Source organism: Citrobacter amalonaticus Y19, assembly GCF_000981805.1.
GTDB classification, from domain to species: Bacteria; Pseudomonadota; Gammaproteobacteria; order Enterobacterales; family Enterobacteriaceae; genus Citrobacter_A; species Citrobacter_A amalonaticus_C.
In genome coordinates this window covers 4,929,709-4,948,276 of sequence record NZ_CP011132.1, presented here as the reverse complement: position 1 = coordinate 4,948,276, position 18,568 = coordinate 4,929,709, and the positions used below count along the sequence as shown (strand labels likewise).

Sequence of the window (18,568 nt, the reverse complement as noted above, 5' to 3'; positions counted from 1 at the left end):
AGCTCAAAAAATAGTTCAGCTGTCGATAAACCGCTGCAAAAAACAGCAGAAAAATCATTTTAATTCGTTGTTTATAAACAATTAATTTCGTAAACCCGTCGTTTTACGCCCTCTTTACACCTTTTTTTGTCAGGATAATACTTGCCCGCATCACAGATTCCTCCACAACCGGGTAAAAGATGATGAAAGTATTAATTGTTGAAAGTGAATTTCTGCATCAGGACACCTGGGTCGGCAAGGCCGTGGAACGTCTGGCAGACGCCTTAAGTCGGCAAAACATTACCGTCATTAAGTCCACGTCTTTCGACGACGGCTACGCCATCCTGTCGGCAAACGAAGCCATTGATTGCCTGATGTTCAGCTATCAAATGGAACATCCTGATGAACATCAGAGCGTCAGAGAACTGATCGGTAAGCTTCATGAGCGCCAGCAAAACGTGCCGGTCTTTCTGTTAGGCGACAGAGAGAAAGCCACCGCCTCGCTGGACCGCGATATGCTGGAGCTTGTCGATGAGTTCGCCTGGATCCTCGAAGACACCGCTGACTTTATCGCCGGCCGCGCCATTGCGGCAATGACCCGTTATCGCCAGCAACTGTTACCGCCGCTGTTCAACGCGCTGATGAAGTACAGCGATATCCACGAATACTCCTGGGCCGCGCCGGGCCACCAGGGCGGCGTAGGTTTTACCAAAACGCCTGCCGGTCGCTTCTATCATGACTATTACGGCGAAAACCTGTTCCGCAGCGACATGGGGATTGAACGCGCATCGCTGGGCTCCCTGCTCGATCACACCGGTGCCTTTGGCGAAAGTGAAAAGTACGCCGCTCGGGTATTTGGCGCAGACCGCTCCTGGTCCGTGGTGGTCGGGACCTCCGGTTCTAACCGCACCATTATGCAGGCCTGTATGACCGATAATGACGTGGTGGTACTGGACCGTAACTGCCATAAATCGATTGAACAGGGGCTGATCCTGACCGGGGCGAAACCGGTGTATATGGTGCCGAGTCGTAACCGCTACGGCATCATCGGCCCTATCTACCCGCAGGAAATGCAGCCGGAAACGCTACAGAAAAAAATCAGCGAAAGCCCGCTGACCAACGATAAAGTGGGGCAAAAGCCCTCTTACAGCGTGGTGACCAACTGCACTTACGACGGTGTCTGCTATAACGCCAAATCCGCGCAGGCGTTACTGGCGCAAACCACCGACCGAATCCACTTCGATGAAGCCTGGTACGGGTATGCTCGCTTCAATCCGATTTACGCCGATCACTATGCGATGCGCGGCGAACCGGGCGATCACAGCGGCCCTACCGTTTTTGCCACCCACTCCACGCACAAACTGCTGAACGCGCTTTCTCAGGCCTCTTATATTCATGTGCGGGAAGGTCGTGGCGCGGTGAATTTCTCCCGCTTCAATCAGGCGTACATGATGCATGCCACCACCTCGCCGCTGTATGCCATTTGCGCATCCAACGACGTCGCGGTCTCGATGATGGACGGCAACAGCGGCCTGTCGCTGACTCAGGAAGTGATCGATGAAGCCATCGACTTCCGCCAGGCCATGGCGCGTCTGTATAAAGCGTTCAGCGCCGACGGCGACTGGTTCTTCAAACCGTGGAACAAAGAGGTGGTTACCGATCCACAGACCGGTGAAACATTCGATTTTGCTGACGCTCCGGCAAAATTGCTGGCCACTGACCAGAACTGCTGGGTGATGCGTCCAGGCGAATCCTGGCACGGTTTTAAGGACTTACCCGATAACTGGAGCATGCTCGACCCGATCAAAGTCAGCATTCTCGCGCCGGGGATGGGCGACGATGGCGAACTGGAAGAGACGGGTGTACCTGCTGCGCTGGTCACTGCCTGGCTTGGACGTCACGGTATCGTGCCAACCCGCACCACCGATTTTCAGATTATGTTCCTGTTCTCGATGGGTATCACCCGGGGGAAATGGGGGACGCTGATCAACACGCTGTGTTCCTTCAAACATCACTACGATGCCAACACCCCACTGGCGCAGGTCATGCCGGAACTGGTGGAGGAACATCCCCAAACTTATGCCAACATGGGGATTCACGATCTGGGTGACCAGATGTTTGCCTGGCTGCGTGAGAACAACCCTGGCGCGCAACTGAACGCTGCTTATTCCGGCCTGCCAGTTGCTGAGATCACGCCGCGTGAGGCTTATAACGCCATCGTTAATGACAATATCGAAATGGTTGCCATTGAGAATTTGCCGGGACGTATCGCGGCGAACTCCGTCATCCCTTATCCGCCGGGCATTCCGATGCTGCTCTCCGGCGAGAACTTTGGTGATGAAAACAGTCCACAGGTTGCTTATCTCCGCGCTCTGCAATCCTGGGATAGTCACTTCCCTGGCTTCGAGCACGAAACCGAAGGCACTGAAATCATTGAGGGCGTTTACCACGTGATGTGCGTGAAGGCGTAAGTCTGTTCCGACGACTGCGTCATGACATGGCCACCCTGACGCAGCCTGGTTTTGGCCACAAGGTGATGACGAGCGTTTCCTGAGTATTGCTGAAAAAAACTAACATTGTCATACCTTTTTGCGCGGGTGCCCCCCGCGCTTTTTTATCCATAATGCATGGTTTCCATCGCGTAAAAATTTCTGTACATCGCAATTATCGGGTGCCTATTGTAATTTTAACTAAAACCATTATTTTATTGTGGACTTCATTCGTCATACAAATCAAAATATCTGCTTTATCTCTCCCCTTTGGCGAGAAAGGGTATTTTATGTTCATATTTCAGGAGTTGGGGTATGAGAATTTTCAGCAATAATCCTTGCATCGTTGTGTTAACCGAAAAAGACGTCTGGCTACGTGTAAATGGTAAAGAGGCTATCAATTTAAAAGCGAATCATATGGCACTCATCGCCTGTGAAAATAACATCATCGATATCTCAGCAATTAATAACGCACTGGTCGCACATATTAGTCGCGATATCATTAAAGATTACTTACGTTTCTTAAATAAAGATCTCACAGCTATTCCACTTTGGCAACGGAGTTCCTCCCCGGTATTAACTGCCGATTGCCTGACTCCCGATGTCTTTCGGGTAGCGGCGCAACACAGCATTGCCCATACCGACAGTCCTGGTGAAGAGGAACGCACGCGCGCCCTACTGTTCACCGTGTTGTCACGTTTCCTCGACAGTAAGAAGTTCATACCCCTGCTCATGCATATGCTGCGAAGTCGCGTCAGCGACAGCGTTTACCATATTATTGAGAGTGATATTCATAAAGCCTGGAATCTTAATCAGGTCGCCCGATGTCTCTGTCTTAGTCCGAGTTTGCTAAAGAAGAAACTCAAAAGCGAAAATACCAGCTACAGTCAAATCATCACCACTTGCCGCATGCGCTACGCCGTTAATCAGCTCTTGATGGATGGAAAGAATATATCCCAGGTCTCTGAACTGTGCGGTTATAACAGTACATCTTACTTTATCTCTGTGTTCAAAGAGTATTACGGCATGACCCCGCTGCATTATGTCAGCCAGTTTAAAGACCGTGCCGTAGCGTGATTTTTGATCACTTTACAATGAGCCACGATAATATCAGCATTAGCGATAAGCCGTACCGGACATAATTCAACCGACATCTGAAGGGGTATTATAGGACATCATTTATTGTTCCTTTCAGGAGTTTATTTATGTCCTCGGATGCTGATGCTCACAAAGTGGGCTTAATCCCCGTCACCTTAATGGTGTCGGGGAATATCATGGGTTCAGGGGTTTTCCTGCTGCCTGCTAACCTGGCCGCCACCGGCGGGATTGCAATCTACGGATGGTTAGTCACGATTATCGGCGCGCTGGCGCTGTCGATGGTCTACGCGAAAATGTCGTCCTTAGATCCCAGTCCCGGCGGTTCTTACGCTTACGCACGCCGCTGCTTTGGGCCGTTCCTCGGTTACCAGACCAACGTGCTGTACTGGCTGGCCTGCTGGATCGGTAACATCGCGATGGTAGTTATCGGCGTAGGTTACCTGAGCTACTTCTTCCCGATCCTGAAAGATCCGCTGGTGCTGACGCTGACCTGCGTGGTGGTATTGTGGATCTTCGTTCTGCTCAATATTGTCGGTCCGAAAATGATCACCCGCGTTCAGGCCGTCGCCACCGTGCTGGCGCTGGTGCCCATCGTCGGTATCGCAGTGTTTGGCTGGTTCTGGTTCCGTGGCGAAACCTATATGGCCGCCTGGAACGTGAGCGGTATGAACACCTTCGGCGCGATTCAGAGCACCCTTAACGTCACGCTGTGGTCGTTCATCGGGGTCGAAAGCGCCTCGGTCGCGGCAGGCGTGGTCAAAAACCCGAAACGCAATGTGCCGATTGCCACCATTGGCGGCGTGTTGATTGCTGCCGTGTGCTATGTGCTCTCCACGACCGCCATCATGGGGATGATCCCCAACGCCGCGCTGCGCGTCTCGGCGTCACCATTCGGTGACGCGGCACGCATGGCGCTGGGTAACACCGCTGGCGCGATTGTCTCCTTCTGCGCGGCCGCGGGTTGTTTAGGCTCACTGGGCGGCTGGACGCTGCTGGCCGGACAGACCGCAAAAGCCGCTGCCGATGACGGTCTTTTCCCACCCATTTTTGCCCGCGTGAATAAGGCCGGTACGCCGGTTGCCGGGCTGATTATCGTCGGTATCCTGATGACGGTCTTCCAGTTCAGCAGCATGTCGCCCAACGCCGCGAAAGAGTTTGGGCTCGTCTCCTCGGTGTCCGTTATCTTTACGCTGGTGCCGTATCTGTACACCTGCGCCGCACTGCTGTTGCTCGGCCACGGACACTTCGGCAAAGCGCGTCCGCTCTATCTGCTGGTGACCTTTGTCGCCTTTATATACTGCATCTGGGCAGTGGTCGGTTCCGGCGCGAAAGAGGTGATGTGGTCGTTTGTGACCCTGATGATCATCACTGCGCTGTACGCCCTGAACTACAACCGGATCCATAAAAATCCCTTCCCGCTGGATGCGCCGGTTAACCGTAACTAACCCGTCATTTTTCCCTCATTAAGCCAACCTTAAGTTCTTAAGGTTGGCTTAACTTTACTTTGCGAGGATCGGCGCTACTTAGTCTACGGAAGCTCCACCATGTTAAAGCGCATTATCAAAAGACCCACTCTCAGCCTGTTGGCCTGGTTACTACTGGTTTCATTCTATTTGTCTGTTTGTCTGAACATCGCGTTCTACAAGCAGGTTGTGCAGGCCCTGCCGCTGGATTCCCTGCGTAACATCCTGGTCTTCTTGTCGATGCCGGTGGTGGCGTTCAGCGTCATCAATATTGTCCTCACGCTGGCCTCTTTCCTGTGGCTAAACCGCCTGCTGGCCTGCCTGTTTATTCTGATGGCCGCGTCGGCGCAGTACTTCATCATGACCTACGGCATCATCATCGACCGCTCGATGATTGCCAATATGATGGATACCACGCCTGCCGAAACGTTCGCCCTGATGACGCCGCGAATGGTGCTCACTCTCGGTCTTAGCGGCATTGTGGCGGCGCTCGTCGTCTGCTGGATCAAAATCAAACCGACCACGCCTGCCCTGCGCAGCGTATTGTATCGCGCCGCCAACGTACTGGTGTCGGTGTTATTGATTGTCCTGGTGGCGGCCTTTTTCTATAAAGATTACGCCTCACTGTTTCGCAACAATAAGGAACTGGTCAAAGCCCTCAGCCCGTCAAACGGCATTGTCGCCAGTTCCTCCTGGTACTCCCATCAACGCCTCGCGCACCTGCCGCTGGTACGCATCGGTGAAGACGCACATCGCAATCCACAGATGCAGCAGGAGGGGCGCAAAAATCTGACCATCCTGATCGTCGGTGAAACCTCACGTGGCGAAAACTTCTCGCTCGGCGGTTACTCGCGTGAAACCAACCCTCTGTTGGCAAAAGATAATGTAGTCTACTTCCCGCGCACCACGTCGTGCGGCACCGCCACCGCGGTGTCTGTGCCTTGCATGTTCTCCGACATGCCGCGCAAGCATTACGACGAAGAGCTGGCGCAGCATCAGGAAGGCATGCTCGATATCATCCAGCGCGCGGGGATTAACGTGCTGTGGAACGACAACGACGGCGGCTGTAAAGGCGCCTGCGATCGCGTACCGCATCAGAATATGACGGCGCTAAACCTGAAAGGGGAATGCATCGACGGCGAATGCTATGACGAGGTGCTGTTCCACGGTCTGGAGGAGTACATCAACAACCTGCCGGGCGACGGGGTGATCGTGCTGCATACCATCGGTAGCCACGGCCCCACCTATTACAACCGTTACCCGCCGCAGTTCAGGAAATTTACCCCGACCTGCGATACCAATGAAATCCAGACCTGTTCACAGGAACAATTAGTGAACACATACGATAATACCGTGCTGTATGTCGACTATATTGTTGATAAAACAATTAATATTCTGAAAGCGCATCAGGACAAATTCACCACCAGTCTGGTCTATCTTTCCGACCACGGCGAGTCGCTGGGCGAAAACGGCGTGTATCTGCACGGTCTGCCGTATGCCATTGCGCCAGATGCACAGAAGCATGTGCCGATGCTGCTGTGGCTGTCAGAGGATTATCAGCAGCGCTACCAGGTTGATGCAAACTGCCTGCAAAAACAGGCGCGTACTCAGGATTACTCGCAGGACAATCTTTTCTCAACCATGCTGGGACTGACCGGCGTACAGACCACGCAATATCAGGCCGCAGATGATATTCTGCAGCCTTGCAGGAGAACCGCTGAATGAAAATACTGATTGTTGAAGACGATACGCTGCTTTTGCAGGGCTTGATTCTGGCGGCGCAAACTGAAGGATACGCCTGCGATGGTGTGTCGACCGCCCGCGCGGCTGAGCAATGCCTGGAGACCGGTCATTACAGTCTGGTGGTGCTGGACCTCGGTCTGCCTGACGAAGATGGCCTGCATTTTCTTACCCGCATCCGGCAGAAAAAATATACCCTGCCGGTGCTGATCCTCACCGCGCGTGACACGCTCGGCGATAAGATTTCCGGACTGGACGTCGGGGCGGATGATTATCTGGTGAAGCCTTTTGCGCTGGAAGAGTTGCACGCCCGTATTCGCGCGCTGCTGCGTCGTCACAATAACCAGGGCGAGAGTGAGCTGATCGTCGGCGACCTGACGCTGAACATGGGCCGTCGGCAGGTGTGGAAAGCGGGAGAAGAGTTAATCCTCACCCCCAAAGAGTACGCGCTGCTGTCACGCCTGATGTTGAAAGCGGGAAGTCCGGTGCACCGGGAAATTCTCTATAACGACATCTATAACTGGGATAACGAACCGTCGACCAACACCCTGGAAGTGCATATTCACAACCTGCGCGATAAAGTAGGAAAATCCCGTATTCGTACCGTGCGCGGCTTTGGCTACATGTTGGTGACGACCGCGACTGAGGAAAGCTAATTGAATCTGAAGCGTTTTCTGCGCCAGCCAATGACCCTGCGTCGGCGGTTGATGATAACCATCGGCATGATTTTGCTGGTTTTCCAGCTTATCAGCACCTTCTGGCTCTGGCACGAAAGCACCGAGCAGATCCAGTTGTTTGAACAGGCGCTGCGGGATAACCGTAATAACGATCGCCACATCATGCATGAAATCCGCGAGGCGGTCGCCAGTCTGATCGTCCCCAGCGTGTTTATGGTGGGGTTAACGCTGTTCATTTGCTATCAGGCCGTTCGCCGCATCACCCGCCCGCTCGCCAATCTGCAACAGGAGTTAGAGACCCGCACGGCGGATAATCTCTCCCCCATCGAAATTCACAGCTCGACGGTCGAAATTGAAGCGGTTGTTTCCGCACTCAACCAACTGGTGAATCGACTGACCGCGACCATCGAGAACGAACGCCTGTTTACCGCCGACGTTGCGCATGAGCTGCGAACGCCGTTATCGGGTGTCCGTCTGCATCTGGAGCTGCTGTCAAAAGCGCATAACGTGGATGTCGCACCGCTGCTTGGTCGTCTTGATCAAATGATGGACAGCGTCTCGCAGCTCTTACAACTCGCCCGCGTGGGCCAGTCCTTTTCATCGGGAAATTATCAGCAGGTCAGGCTGCTGGAAGATGTGATCCTGCCGTCTTACGATGAGCTGAGCACCATGCTGGAACAGCGCGAACAGACGCTACTGTTGCCCGACAGCCACGGCGATGTCATCGTGCAGGGCGACGCGACATTACTGCGGATGCTGCTGCGCAATCTGGTGGAAAACGCCCATCGCTACAGCCCGGAAGGAACCACCATCGCCATTACGCTGAATGCCGATGATGAGGCAACCATGGCGGTAGAAGATGAAGGGCCGGGGATCGACGAGAGCAAGTGCGGCGAACTCAGCAAAGCCTTCGTACGCATGGACAGCCGTTACGGCGGAATCGGATTGGGGTTAAGCATTGTCAGCCGCATTACGCAGCTGCATCACGGCCAGTTTTTCCTGCAAAATCGCAGTGGAACAACCGGAACCCGCGCGTCGGTGATATTGAAGAAGGTTTAGTAGGTTGAGACCCAAATGTACAGGAAGCTACTGACAATCAGTACGCTGAATACGGTCGTTACACTTTCATAAATACGCTGTTTCATCACACTCTCCTCCAGGGTATGGAAGAGAGTGTGCCAGTCAGAGATTAAGCAAACCTTAAGGCTTACTCGTCAATCCGCGGATGTTGCTGCACCAGGCGCGTACGCTTCACCTGCAGGTCAGCAATCTCCTGATCGATATCCTCAATTTTCTGCTCAATGTTATCGTAGTGCTCACCGAGAATTTCTTTCGCTTCCTGAATATCCGAGGCGGCAGGCGTTGCCCCTTTCAGCGGCTGGTTCGCGGTCTCTTTCATAGTGATACCGGTAATGAAACCAATCACGGCAATCACCATCAGGTAGTAAGCTGGCATCATCAGATTCTGCGAACTTTCCACCAGCCAGGCCGCCAGCGTTGGCGTCAGACCGGCAATCAGTACCGAAATATTAAATGCCGCCGCTAGCGCGCTGTAACGAATGTGCGTTGGGAACATGGCCGGCAGCGAAGAAGCCATCACCCCGGTAAAGCAGTTGAGGATCACCGCCAGCATCAGCAGACCGGCAAAAATCAGGCCGATGATATTGCTGTTAATCAGGATAAAGGCCGGAATCGCCAGCGCAAACAGCGCGATACTGCCCATGATCACGAACGGACGACGGCCAAAGCGGTCACTCAGCAACCCCATCACTGGCTGGACAAACAGCATCCCGATCATAATCGCGATGATAATCAGCACGCCGTGATCTTCAGAGTAATGCAGGTTATGCGACAGGTAGCTCGGCATATAGGTCAGCAGCATGTAGTAGGTGACGTTGGTGGCAATCACCAGGCCAATACAGGCCAGCAGGCTGCGCCAGTGCTTAGTGGCAATCTCTTTAAAGGAGACTTTCGGTCCGTCCTGCAAGCCTTCACGATCGCCCTGTTCCAGTTTTTCAACGTGCTGCTGGAATGCCGGCGTCTCTTCCAGCGCATGACGCAGGTAGAGTCCGATAATCCCTAACGGCAGGGCGATAAAGAACGGAATACGCCAGCCCCATTCCAGGAAGTTCTCTTCCCCGACCACCGTCGAAATCAGTACCACCACGCCCGCACCCAGCACGAACCCGGCAATGGAGCCGAAATCCAGCCAGCTTCCCATAAAGCCGCGTTTACGGTCCGGGGAATACTCGGCCACAAATATAGACGCGCCGGTGTACTCACCGCCGACAGAGAAGCCCTGTGCCATCTTACACAACAGCAGCAGGACAGGTGCCCAGATGCCTATCGAGGCGTAGGACGGGATCAGGCCGATACAGAAGGTACTGATCGACATAATCACAATAGTGATGGCAAGAATCTTCTGGCGACCATATTTATCGCCAAGCATACCGAAGAACAAACCGCCAAGCGGACGAATCAGAAAGGGAACAGAGAAGGTAGCAAGGGCGGCAATCATCTGCACGCTGGGGTCGGCCCCCGGGAAGAACACTTTACCTAATGCGTAGGCAACAAACCCATAAACCCCAAAATCAAACCACTCCATCGCGTTACCCAGCGACGCTGCGGTAATCGCCTTTCGCAATTTACCGTCATCGATAATCGTGACGTCGCGAAGCGTAATCGGTTTTACTTTTTTCCTTTTCAGCATAGCTGTCCTCGTAGACTAAGCCCTGTCTCGCGGCATACTGATTCCATTAGCGCAGTAAGCGCGAACGTCACCGTCGAGCGCGGGGTTGCTCAGGTGCAACCCCTGTAACAAGCGTAGCAGGTTTACTTACACGGACTGGTTAAGGCCTGTACAACCGAACCTGTTGACGCCTGACTTGGGCGGTTAATGACCTATCTACCCTACCAGTGTTTAAAATTGTGATCAACTTCACATATATGTTTAGGTTTCGTCAACGGAGGTAAATAAGGTGATCCTGAGTCTCTTTTTTTAAAGCGCAGTGTTGTTCTTTTTTACAATTTCAATCTCTATTTTATTTCGCTTCCTTAATAAAAAGTCACTGTCGTTATTATTATTCTGCCAGGTAATTTCATCTCATTTTTCACAAATTCTTTACGGTAATTTTAAATATTCAGACCACACTGGAATGTTTAGATTGATTATGTGACAAAGATAACTAAAACACTGTTTCGTTTTGATTGAATCAGCATTCCGATGAATGCAAGATAATAGCCGATGTAATACCACCGGGAAGCGAAAAACGCCGGTACCAGGCGCAATCGCTGCATACAACATAAAGAGAAAGCAGGTTCAACCTGCTTTCTGGTTAGATACAACAATCTGAATTTTAATATTTTTTTGCCACCTTACCCGTTTGTTCCACGGGCAAGAAGTGAGGACATTTATGAGAATTAAAGCCACCATTGAACGCATCCCTGGTGGGATGATGTTGATTCCATTGCTACTGGGTGCGGTTGTAAATACCCTGGCACCGAATACCGGTGCTTATTTTGGTTCCTTTACAAAAGGCATGATTACCGGCACGGTACCGATTCTTGCGGTGTGGTTCTTCTGTATTGGGGCATCAATTGATTTACGCGCGACCGGTACGGTCCTGCGTAAATCCGGCACGCTGGTAATTACCAAAATTGCCGTGGCGTGGGCAGTGGCTATGATTGCTGCCTCGTTTATTCCGGATACCGGTATTCAGACCGGTTTCTTTGCCGGTCTTTCCGTACTGGCGATTGTTTCCGCGATGGATATGACCAACGGCGGTCTGTATGCCAGTCTGATGAACCAGTACGGTACGAAAGAAGAGTCCGGTGCGTTCGTCCTGATGTCTCTGGAATCCGGTCCGTTGATGACGATGGTGATTCTGGGCGCGGCGGGTCTGGGCTCCTTTGAACCGCATCACTTCATCGGCGCGGTGCTGCCATTCCTGGTAGGCTTCACGCTGGGCAACCTTGACCACGATCTGCGTGCGTTCTTCAGCAAAGCAACGCCGGTACTGATTCCGTTCTTCGGCTTTGCGCTGGGTAACACCATCAACCTGGGCGTGATTGTTGATACCGGTCTGCTGGGTATCCTGCTGGGCGTGGCGGTCATTATCATCACTGGTATTCCGCTGATTATTGCTGACCGCGTGATCGGTGGTGGTAATGGTACTGCGGGTGTCGCGGCGTCCTCTGCGGCAGGTGCCGCCGTCGCCAACCCGGTGATTATCGCGCAAATCAACCCGGCGTTTGAACCGGTCGCCGCCTCTGCGACGGCGCTGGTTGCAGCAAGCGTCGTGGTCACGGCGATTCTGGTGCCGATTATTACCGCGCTCTACGCCAAACGCTTCGCCAGACTTCCGGCGCCAGCAGCGGCGGAAGAAGCGACAGCGGAATCCGCAAACCACTAATCATTACCCCCCTCTCCTCTCAAAGCATGAGGGGAGAGGGGGGAAATACCTCTTCAACCATCGCATCCACCAGCCGTTTTGCCGAACAGAGTCGCGGCATACCCAGCGCAACCGTCTGCCAGCGCTGCGTCACCGACCAGCACACCGGATGTTTATCCGCCTCACACCAGTCTCCCAGCCAGCTCAGCATATCGCTGTACTCGCCTGAACCGGCGGTCGCAGTGGTATTTAGCCACTGGTGATAGTAGTGACGCGTCGTGGGCGCGGCATTGATGCTGTGGGCCAGATAGTTTGCCGCCATCGCCCGGAGATTGTCTTTCAGCATCGCCGCCACGTCCGGATTCGCCAGACGACAGGCATCGCCAAACGGCCCCCAGCGCAACTCTTCCAGCGCAATAAAGCAGCGGCCCGGTAACGACCACCCCTCATACGCCCCCGCCAGCCAGCGGGTAAACACCTGCTCGCTGTGTTCCCCGGCCTGTACCGTGAGACCACGCAGGCTCAGCGCCTTCTCCTTCCAGGCGCTGCGCTGGCGAAACCATTCGCTCAGCGACGTAAGCTGTTGAGCCAGTCCGGGAATGGTCGGCCCGCGAGAGAGGTCCGTCTGTTGCAAAACCTGCAATCGCGCAGAGATTCGCGTCAGCGCCAGGTGGCCCGGATCGAGCATGCCCGCCAGTTTTTCCACCAGTTTCAGGCGCATCATCGGATGTTCGCTGAACATTCCGGCCATGGCCCACGCCCGTAACTGCGTCCGGGAGAGGATCTCCTGCGTCAGGCGTTCGCGGAACTGCTGCTGTTGCAGCGTACCGCCTGCCCGTTTCGGTTCTTCTCCCTGAACCAGATCGACCATAAACTTCGGGTGGATACACTCCAGCGTCCGTCCGGGGCCTTCCAGTAACGCGTTTGTCATGTGTGTTCGGCCACAAAAAGGGTTTGAATGTCGTCACGGAGCAGGCGAGAGTCTTCATAAATCCAGGCGCTGGCGGCAATACTGTGCTGCAACTGCTGACTCAGATTCTGAACAGCCGATTCATTTTGCTGGCGAACCAGCAAGCTCTCGCGCAGGCTCTCCTGCAATCCCGCCAGGCACAATGAGAAATCGGCAAAAAAGGTTGCCATACCTGCCGTAACGGAAACATCGACCTGCGCGGCTAAAGCTTTACGAATTTGTTGGCAGAAGTGGCTGACGTACTCCACCAGGCTCTGGTGCAGCGCATTGATATCAATCAGATAGCGTGTTTTCGCGTCAACATAGTCATTCCAGCGCCAGTTCGGCTGATTCAGCCAGCGGGAGAAGGTCTCACGCACCCCACCCACGCGGGATTCGTCACTTTCGACGTGGTCCTGCTGGGCGATCGCATCGTTGAACAACTGTCGCGTCGTGAAGTTAAACATCGAGGCATGAAAGGCCGGGAAGCTGATTCTGGGGCGAAATCCCGCATGACTCAACTCCTCTTTCACCCGCATTTCGATGGGGCGCATCGCCTCATTCAGTGAGCGGCTGAGGGTTGCTTCCAGTTGTTCAAAACGTATTGCCAGATCGCGGCTGATATTTTCCTGCGCCGCCAGCAGGACGCCCTCACAGGCGGCACGCAACTTACTGAGGATCACCTGCGCCTGCGTTTCGTCGTGCAGCACCAGCATCTCCCCGTCAAGCTCCGCCTGCGGCAGTGGCGACCAGCTATCGCCGCTCGACAGTTGCAGAATCTGCTCACGGCTGAAAAAGGTCTCGATGTTGCGCAAAATCGTGGCCTGTTGCTGGTTGAGAAAGCTGTTGGCCGACGTTAACGCCAGTTCGACCTCATGGTGGATCTCATCACTGACGCTGTCCTGACTCACCTTCAGTTGCTGCATGTCCTCTTCCAGACGCACGATATTTTGTTGCAGCGTGTCAAAAGCCACCGTCAGACAGTGATAGCGGAAATCCAGATATTCGCGAGCGCTGTGGGCGTAATTCAGTAATTTATGCGAGGCGGAACGCAACGCATACAGCGAGGCATTGGCATAAGCGGCATGAATTAAGGTTCGGATCGGCTGTTCGAACAGCGAATCTTCCCACAGCAAGTCCGCAGCGTGGCGAAGGTGTTCGATATCATCCAGATCGGTGCTTCGCCAGCGCCGACCGAGCGCCGCTTCGGCAAAGTCCTGCACCCAGCGCTGCTCCTCGTGATCCGGCAGACGGCCGTGGTTTGCCAGCTCATGACGCGCCCGGTTGGCCAGATATCCCCACATCGAAGAGACCGGATAAATCTGCGCCGGGTTAATACAGCCCTTCATCAGGGTGCCGGAAATCAACGCCCTCACCTGCTCTTCGTCATCACTGTTGCGATCTTTCTGGTCAAATTTATTCACCAGCGCATACAGCGGCACCGATTTTCCTACCGCGGCGATGGCCTGGCGTACCTCTTCATCGGAAATCGATTTCAGCTGCGTATAGTCCATCACCGCCAGCACGGCGGAGGCGCGAGCCAGTTGCTCATTGAGCATTTTTTGCAGGTGCGGCTGCCCGGCTTCGTTTGGCCCCGGCGTATCCAGTAACGTCAGTTGGCCCGGAGAGTTCTCCAGTCCCGCCAGATGCACAAATTCCACCTCAATCACTGGAATATGCTCAATCGCCGCATAGGCAGAAAAAGGAAAATCGACCTCCAGCGCTTTCGATAAGCGCACCAGATCGTTGAGGCTTTTCAGAAAGTGAAAGATCGGTTGCGCACCGAGATAGTGGCGCTCAAACGCTTCCCCTCTTTCGATGCGCTGCATGAGGCCGTTCATGTCTTTATCAATTTCCAGCACCTGCGTCAGATTCTGCCGATCGCAGGCATGCATGCTCTCTTGCAGGCTCTTCATCAGCGCTTCGATGGGCGCAACGTGGGAAAAATGCAGCACCGGTTCTTTCTGACCGGGTGTATGGCGGATCAACGTCGGCAACGCCGTCATCGGACGATTGCGATTGGGCAGGACTTCCGTCCCGACAATGGCATTGATCGTTGTCGATTTTCCCGCTTTCATGGTACCGACGATCGCCAGCACCATTTCCAGTCGCGAGATTTTTCGCAACTCATTGTTCAGCGTGGACTGCTGGATATCAACCCCACGGGAGCTGAAATGCATGGGCTGAACGTTAAGGTCATCCTCACGCTTTAATGAGGAAGCGCCCTCCAGAGTTGCCATTGGCATTTTTTTTACGGTCTTAAGATGCTCTAAAGAGAGCATCAGCAAGCGCTCCGCTTCCTGGCTTAATTCATATATTGTCTGTGTGTACATAAAAAGTGTTTCCTTAACGCAAATTTTATTGCTTTTATTTAGCCGTTTCGTTTTATTAGTGAATATTCGGCTTTAATAATTACGTATGGAAAATGAATTTATTAGTTAATTTACTGATAAATATAAAATTATTATTTTAATTACTGTCTTTTGAATAACGCTCAGTGACGTAAGGAAGTAAAAAAGCGTAGTTCAGTTTTATAAAAAACCAGGCCAGTTTAGGTTAACGACACCTACCAGAAATAAGGGGTAAAGACGTGAAAGAGCCTAAACTGAAAATCAACCAACCAATTATTTCAAATATTTCTTGTCACCTTATCTCAAATAACAAACGGTAGCAATTTCCCTTAAAAATATTACCTCGATTTTTTTGCCTGGTCGTCGGCTTACGGTCACAGTCCGGCATTTACCTTAAAAACAGAGTAGTCCCGACAACGTTAAGGATTTTGTGTATAATTGCGTCCTTTTTCGGCAATCTGCCTTTTTTGGGCGCTTTTGCCCTTGCTGACTTTTGAGGAAATCGACATGTCATTACCCCACTGCCCACAATGCAACTCCGAATACACTTACGAAGATAACGGCATGTACATCTGCCCGGAATGTGCCCACGAATGGAACGATGCGGAACCGGCGCACGAAGACGACGCACCGATCGTGAAAGATGCCAACGGCAATCTGCTGGCTGATGGCGACAGCGTCACCGTCGTGAAAGATCTGAAAGTGAAAGGCAGCTCCTCGATGCTGAAAATCGGCACGAAAGTGAAAAACATTCGTCTGGTGGAAGGCGACCACAACATCGATTGCAAAATTGATGGATTTGGCCCGATGAAACTGAAATCAGAATTCGTGAAAAAGAACTGATGTAAATTGCCCGGTGGCGCTTCGCTTACCGGGCCCTGGGTAACTACACTTAAGTGGCTTCTCTTACCTGAGGTAAAGATTATGCCGTTAAGTCCCTACATCTCTTTTGCCGGAAACTGTGCTGACGCCATCGCGTATTATCAAAAGACGTTGGGTGCAGAACTCCTTTATAAAATCAGCTTCGGTGAAATGCCCAAATCGGCGCAGGACAGCGAAGACGGTTGCCCGTCCGCAATGACATTCCCCGATACCGCTATCGCCCATGCCAACCTGCGTATCGCCAATAGCGACATCATGATGAGTGATGCCATTTCATCGGACAACGCCCACTATTCTGGATTCACGCTGGTCCTCGACACGCAAAATGTCGATGAAGGGAAGCGCTGGTTTGACCATCTCGCCGCTGAGGGTCAAATCGAAATGGACTGGCAGGAAACCTTCTGGGCACATGGCTTTGGCAAAGTCAGCGATCGCTACGGCATACCGTGGATGATCAATGTCGTTAAACAACCCCAGCCAACCGAGTAACACCGCGGGAGGCGTGCCTCCCGTCTTGTCATCAAACTCACCTTAACTCTTCATCGGCAAGTCACGTCCCCTTAACCCAAACGTCATATTGATCCGCCACGATGGGGCCACTTTTTATAGAGAGGCCGCATCATGGAAACGATCATTCGCGTCGAGAAACTCTCCAAAACGTTTAATCAGCATCAGGCGCTGCATGCGGTTGATCTGAACATCGGTTCCGGTGAGATGGTGGCTCTGCTTGGGCCGTCAGGTTCCGGCAAATCCACCCTTTTACGTCATCTGAGCGGCTTAATTACCGGCGATAAATCGCCAGGTAGCCACGTCGAACTGCTCGGTCGCACCGTTCAGCATGAAGGCCGACTGGCGCGCGATATCCGCAAGAGCCGCGCGCATACCGGTTACATCTTCCAACAATTCAATCTGGTGAATCGCCTGACGGTGCTGGAGAACGTGCTGATTGGCGCGCTCGGCAGTACGCCGTTCTGGCGCACCTGCTTTAGCTGGTTTAGCGCAGAGCAGAAACAGCGCGCGCTTCAGGCACTGACCCGCGTCGGGATGGCACATTTTGCGCACCAGCGCGTCTCAACGCTCTCCGGCGGCCAGCAGCAGCGCGTGGCCATTGCCCGGGCGCTGATGCAACAGGCCAAAGTGATCCTCGCCGACGAGCCGATTGCCTCACTGGACCCGGAATCTGCGCGCATCGTGATGGATACCCTGCGCGACATCAACCAGACCGACGGCATTACCGTCGTCGTCACGCTGCATCAGGTGGATTACGCCCTGCGCTACTGCGAACGCATTGTCGCACTGCGTCAGGGACACGTCTTCTATGACGGCAGCAGCCAGCTCTTTGATAACGAACGGTTTGACCATCTCTACCGCAGCATGAACCGCGTCGAACAGAACGCGCAGGCTGCGTAATTCAAAAAGACCAGGCTGGCAGGTGAAATAGCCTGGAACAATGCTAAATAAGGATGATAGATGAGCTATAAAACGGTAGCCGCGCTGGCGTTCACCAGCATGTTCAGCCTCAGTACTCTGCTCAGTCCCGCCTTTGCTGAAGAGCAGGAAAAAGCGTTGAACTTTGGCATTATTTCGACCGAATCACAGCAAAACCTGAAACCCCAATGGGACCCGTTCCTGAAGGACATGGAGAAGACGCTGGGCGTAAAAGTGAACGCCTTCTTCGCGCCGGACTATGCCGGGATCATCCAGGGTATGCGCTTTAATAAAGTCGATATCGCCTGGTACGGCAACCTCTCGGCAATGGAAGCCGTGGATCGCGCCAACGGCCAGGTCTTCGCTCAGACCGTCGCCGCCGATGGCTCTCCGGGTTACTGGAGCGTGCTGATCGTGAACAAAGACAGCCCGATCAACAACCTCGATGAATTGATCGCTAAACGTAAAGATCTCACTTTCGGTAACGGCGATCCTAACTCTACCTCCGGTTATCTCGTCCCTGGCTATTACGTCTTTGCCAAAAACAATATCGCCGCCAGTGACTTCAAACGCACCGTCAACGCCGGTCATGAAACCAACGCCCTCGCGGTCGCCAACAAGCAGGTGGATGTCGCCACTAACAATACCGAGAACCTCGATAAGCTGAAAACCTCCGCGCCGGACAAGCTGAAAGAACTGAAGGTGATCTGGACGTCGCCGCTGATCCCGGGCGATCCGATCGTCTGGCGTAAGAACCTCTCTGAAACCACCAAGGACAAGGTGTACGACTTCTTCATGAACTACGGCAAAACGCCGGAAGAAAAAATCGTACTGGAACGTCTGGGCTGGGCACCGTTCCGCGCCTCCAGCGATCTGCAACTGGTACCGATTCGCCAGCTCGCGCTGTTTAAAGAGATGCAGAACGTGCAGGACAACAAAGGCCTGAGCGCTGAAGAGAAGACCAGCAAATCTTCCACGATTAAAGCGCAACTGGACGATCTCGACCGTCTGACCGCCGCGCTGAGCGCCATGACCAGCGTGAACAAAGCGGTGCAGTAATGCTATGCCCGGTGGCGCTGCGCTTACCGGGCCTACGTTCCACCTGTAGACCGGATAAGCGT

General features: G+C 53.3%; 15 protein-coding genes. 11 read left to right on the top strand and 4 right to left on the bottom strand.

What is annotated here, in order from left to right; all coding sequences use genetic code 11:
• Positions 1-182: 182 nt before the first annotated feature.
• The 6 genes from adiA (at position 183) to pmrB (ending at position 8,505) form a co-directional block, all read left to right on the top strand.
• Positions 183-2,450 carry an arginine decarboxylase gene (gene adiA, locus F384_RS22950; RefSeq protein WP_155404059.1) on the top strand — a complete coding sequence of 756 codons (2,268 nt, stop codon included), beginning with the start codon at positions 183-185 and terminating at the stop codon, positions 2,448-2,450.
• Between the two features lie 333 nt (positions 2,451-2,783).
• Positions 2,784-3,545, top strand: coding sequence for an AraC family transcriptional regulator (locus F384_RS22945; RefSeq protein WP_046494032.1), 762 nt, complete (start codon positions 2,784-2,786; stop codon positions 3,543-3,545).
• A 128-nt stretch (positions 3,546-3,673) separates the two neighbouring features.
• Positions 3,674-5,011, top strand: a complete 1,338-nt coding sequence (gene adiC, locus F384_RS22940; protein ID WP_046494030.1) for an arginine/agmatine antiporter — start codon at positions 3,674-3,676, stop codon at positions 5,009-5,011.
• Between the two features lie 99 nt (positions 5,012-5,110).
• Positions 5,111-6,754 carry a phosphoethanolamine transferase EptA gene (gene eptA, locus F384_RS22935; RefSeq protein WP_046494028.1) on the top strand — a complete coding sequence of 548 codons (1,644 nt, stop codon included), beginning with the start codon at positions 5,111-5,113 and terminating at the stop codon, positions 6,752-6,754.
• The gene (gene pmrA, locus F384_RS22930; RefSeq protein ID WP_046494026.1) at positions 6,751-7,425 is read left to right on the top strand and encodes a two-component system response regulator PmrA; all 675 of its coding nucleotides are present in this window, start codon (positions 6,751-6,753) and stop codon (positions 7,423-7,425) included. Before eptA ends, pmrA begins: the two co-directional genes overlap by 4 nt.
• Positions 7,426-8,505, top strand: coding sequence for a two-component system sensor histidine kinase PmrB (gene pmrB / locus F384_RS22925; protein WP_046494024.1), 1,080 nt, complete (start codon positions 7,426-7,428; stop codon positions 8,503-8,505).
• On the opposite strand, the gene pmrR is transcribed toward pmrB, so the two are convergent.
• Both pmrR and proP read right to left on the bottom strand, forming a co-directional pair.
• Positions 8,502-8,591 carry an LpxT activity modulator PmrR gene (pmrR, locus tag F384_RS22920; protein WP_042999091.1) on the bottom strand — a complete coding sequence of 30 codons (90 nt, stop codon included), beginning with the start codon at positions 8,589-8,591 and terminating at the stop codon, positions 8,502-8,504. The two genes, pmrB and pmrR, sit on opposite strands and share 4 nt — an antisense overlap.
• 62 nt (positions 8,592-8,653) lie before the next feature.
• Positions 8,654-10,156 (bottom strand): glycine betaine/L-proline transporter ProP, encoded by a 1,503-nt coding sequence (gene proP, locus F384_RS22915; RefSeq protein WP_046494022.1) that lies wholly within the window; start codon positions 10,154-10,156, stop codon positions 8,654-8,656.
• A 703-nt stretch (positions 10,157-10,859) separates the two neighbouring features.
• On the opposite strand from proP, the gene kdgT reads away from it, so the two are divergent.
• Positions 10,860-11,858: a 2-keto-3-deoxygluconate transporter gene (gene kdgT / locus F384_RS22910; protein WP_046494020.1), complete on the top strand. Its 999-nt coding sequence runs from the start codon at positions 10,860-10,862 to the stop codon at positions 11,856-11,858.
• Between the two features lie 19 nt (positions 11,859-11,877).
• On the opposite strand, the gene F384_RS22905 is transcribed toward kdgT, so the two are convergent.
• Both F384_RS22905 and crfC read right to left on the bottom strand, forming a co-directional pair.
• A complete protein-coding gene (locus tag F384_RS22905) occupies positions 11,878-12,768 on the bottom strand; it encodes a diguanylate cyclase regulator RdcB family protein (protein WP_046494018.1) in 891 nt (296 codons plus the stop codon).
• The gene (crfC, locus tag F384_RS22900; RefSeq protein WP_046494017.1) at positions 12,765-15,119 is read right to left on the bottom strand and encodes a clamp-binding protein CrfC; all 2,355 of its coding nucleotides are present in this window, start codon (positions 15,117-15,119) and stop codon (positions 12,765-12,767) included. Before crfC ends, F384_RS22905 begins: the two co-directional genes overlap by 4 nt.
• A gap of 525 nt (positions 15,120-15,644) precedes the next feature.
• Between crfC and F384_RS22895 the strand changes: the two genes are divergently transcribed.
• From F384_RS22895 to phnD, 4 genes are all read left to right on the top strand, one after another.
• Positions 15,645-15,980: a zinc ribbon domain-containing protein YjdM gene (locus tag F384_RS22895; protein WP_046494016.1), complete on the top strand. Its 336-nt coding sequence runs from the start codon at positions 15,645-15,647 to the stop codon at positions 15,978-15,980.
• Positions 15,981-16,061: 81 nt separating this feature from the next.
• Positions 16,062-16,508, top strand: a complete 447-nt coding sequence (gene yjdN / locus F384_RS22890; RefSeq protein ID WP_046494015.1) for a VOC family metalloprotein YjdN — start codon at positions 16,062-16,064, stop codon at positions 16,506-16,508.
• 132 nt (positions 16,509-16,640) lie between these two features.
• Positions 16,641-17,429: a phosphonate ABC transporter ATP-binding protein gene (phnC, locus tag F384_RS22885; RefSeq protein ID WP_046494014.1), complete on the top strand. Its 789-nt coding sequence runs from the start codon at positions 16,641-16,643 to the stop codon at positions 17,427-17,429.
• Between the two features lie 60 nt (positions 17,430-17,489).
• On the top strand, positions 17,490-18,506 hold the full coding sequence (gene phnD, locus F384_RS22880) for a phosphonate ABC transporter substrate-binding protein (RefSeq protein WP_046494013.1): 1,017 nt from the start codon (positions 17,490-17,492) through the stop codon (positions 18,504-18,506).
• The last annotated feature ends 62 nt before the right edge of the window (positions 18,507-18,568 follow it).

What these genes read in the sequence shown, in the direction of transcription:
- crfC (WP_046494017.1), bottom strand. Translation starts at nt 15,119, where the DNA reads ATGTACACACAGACAATATATGAATTAAGCCAGGAAGCGGAGCGCTTG.
- F384_RS22945 (WP_046494032.1), top strand. Translation starts at nt 2,784, where the DNA reads ATGAGAATTTTCAGCAATAATCCTTGCATCGTTGTGTTAACCGAAAAA.
- yjdN (WP_046494015.1), top strand. Translation starts at nt 16,062, where the DNA reads ATGCCGTTAAGTCCCTACATCTCTTTTGCCGGAAACTGTGCTGACGCC.
- F384_RS22905 (WP_046494018.1), bottom strand. Translation starts at nt 12,768, where the DNA reads ATGACAAACGCGTTACTGGAAGGCCCCGGACGGACGCTGGAGTGTATC.
- eptA (WP_046494028.1), top strand. Translation starts at nt 5,111, where the DNA reads ATGTTAAAGCGCATTATCAAAAGACCCACTCTCAGCCTGTTGGCCTGG.
- pmrA (WP_046494026.1), top strand. Translation starts at nt 6,751, where the DNA reads ATGAAAATACTGATTGTTGAAGACGATACGCTGCTTTTGCAGGGCTTG.
- proP (WP_046494022.1), bottom strand. Translation starts at nt 10,156, where the DNA reads ATGCTGAAAAGGAAAAAAGTAAAACCGATTACGCTTCGCGACGTCACG.
- pmrR (WP_042999091.1), bottom strand. Translation starts at nt 8,591, where the DNA reads ATGAAACAGCGTATTTATGAAAGTGTAACGACCGTATTCAGCGTACTG.
- F384_RS22895 (WP_046494016.1), top strand. Translation starts at nt 15,645, where the DNA reads ATGTCATTACCCCACTGCCCACAATGCAACTCCGAATACACTTACGAA.
- adiA (WP_155404059.1), top strand. Translation starts at nt 183, where the DNA reads ATGAAAGTATTAATTGTTGAAAGTGAATTTCTGCATCAGGACACCTGG.
- phnC (WP_046494014.1), top strand. Translation starts at nt 16,641, where the DNA reads ATGGAAACGATCATTCGCGTCGAGAAACTCTCCAAAACGTTTAATCAG.
- kdgT (WP_046494020.1), top strand. Translation starts at nt 10,860, where the DNA reads ATGAGAATTAAAGCCACCATTGAACGCATCCCTGGTGGGATGATGTTG.
- adiC (WP_046494030.1), top strand. Translation starts at nt 3,674, where the DNA reads ATGTCCTCGGATGCTGATGCTCACAAAGTGGGCTTAATCCCCGTCACC.
- phnD (WP_046494013.1), top strand. Translation starts at nt 17,490, where the DNA reads ATGAGCTATAAAACGGTAGCCGCGCTGGCGTTCACCAGCATGTTCAGC.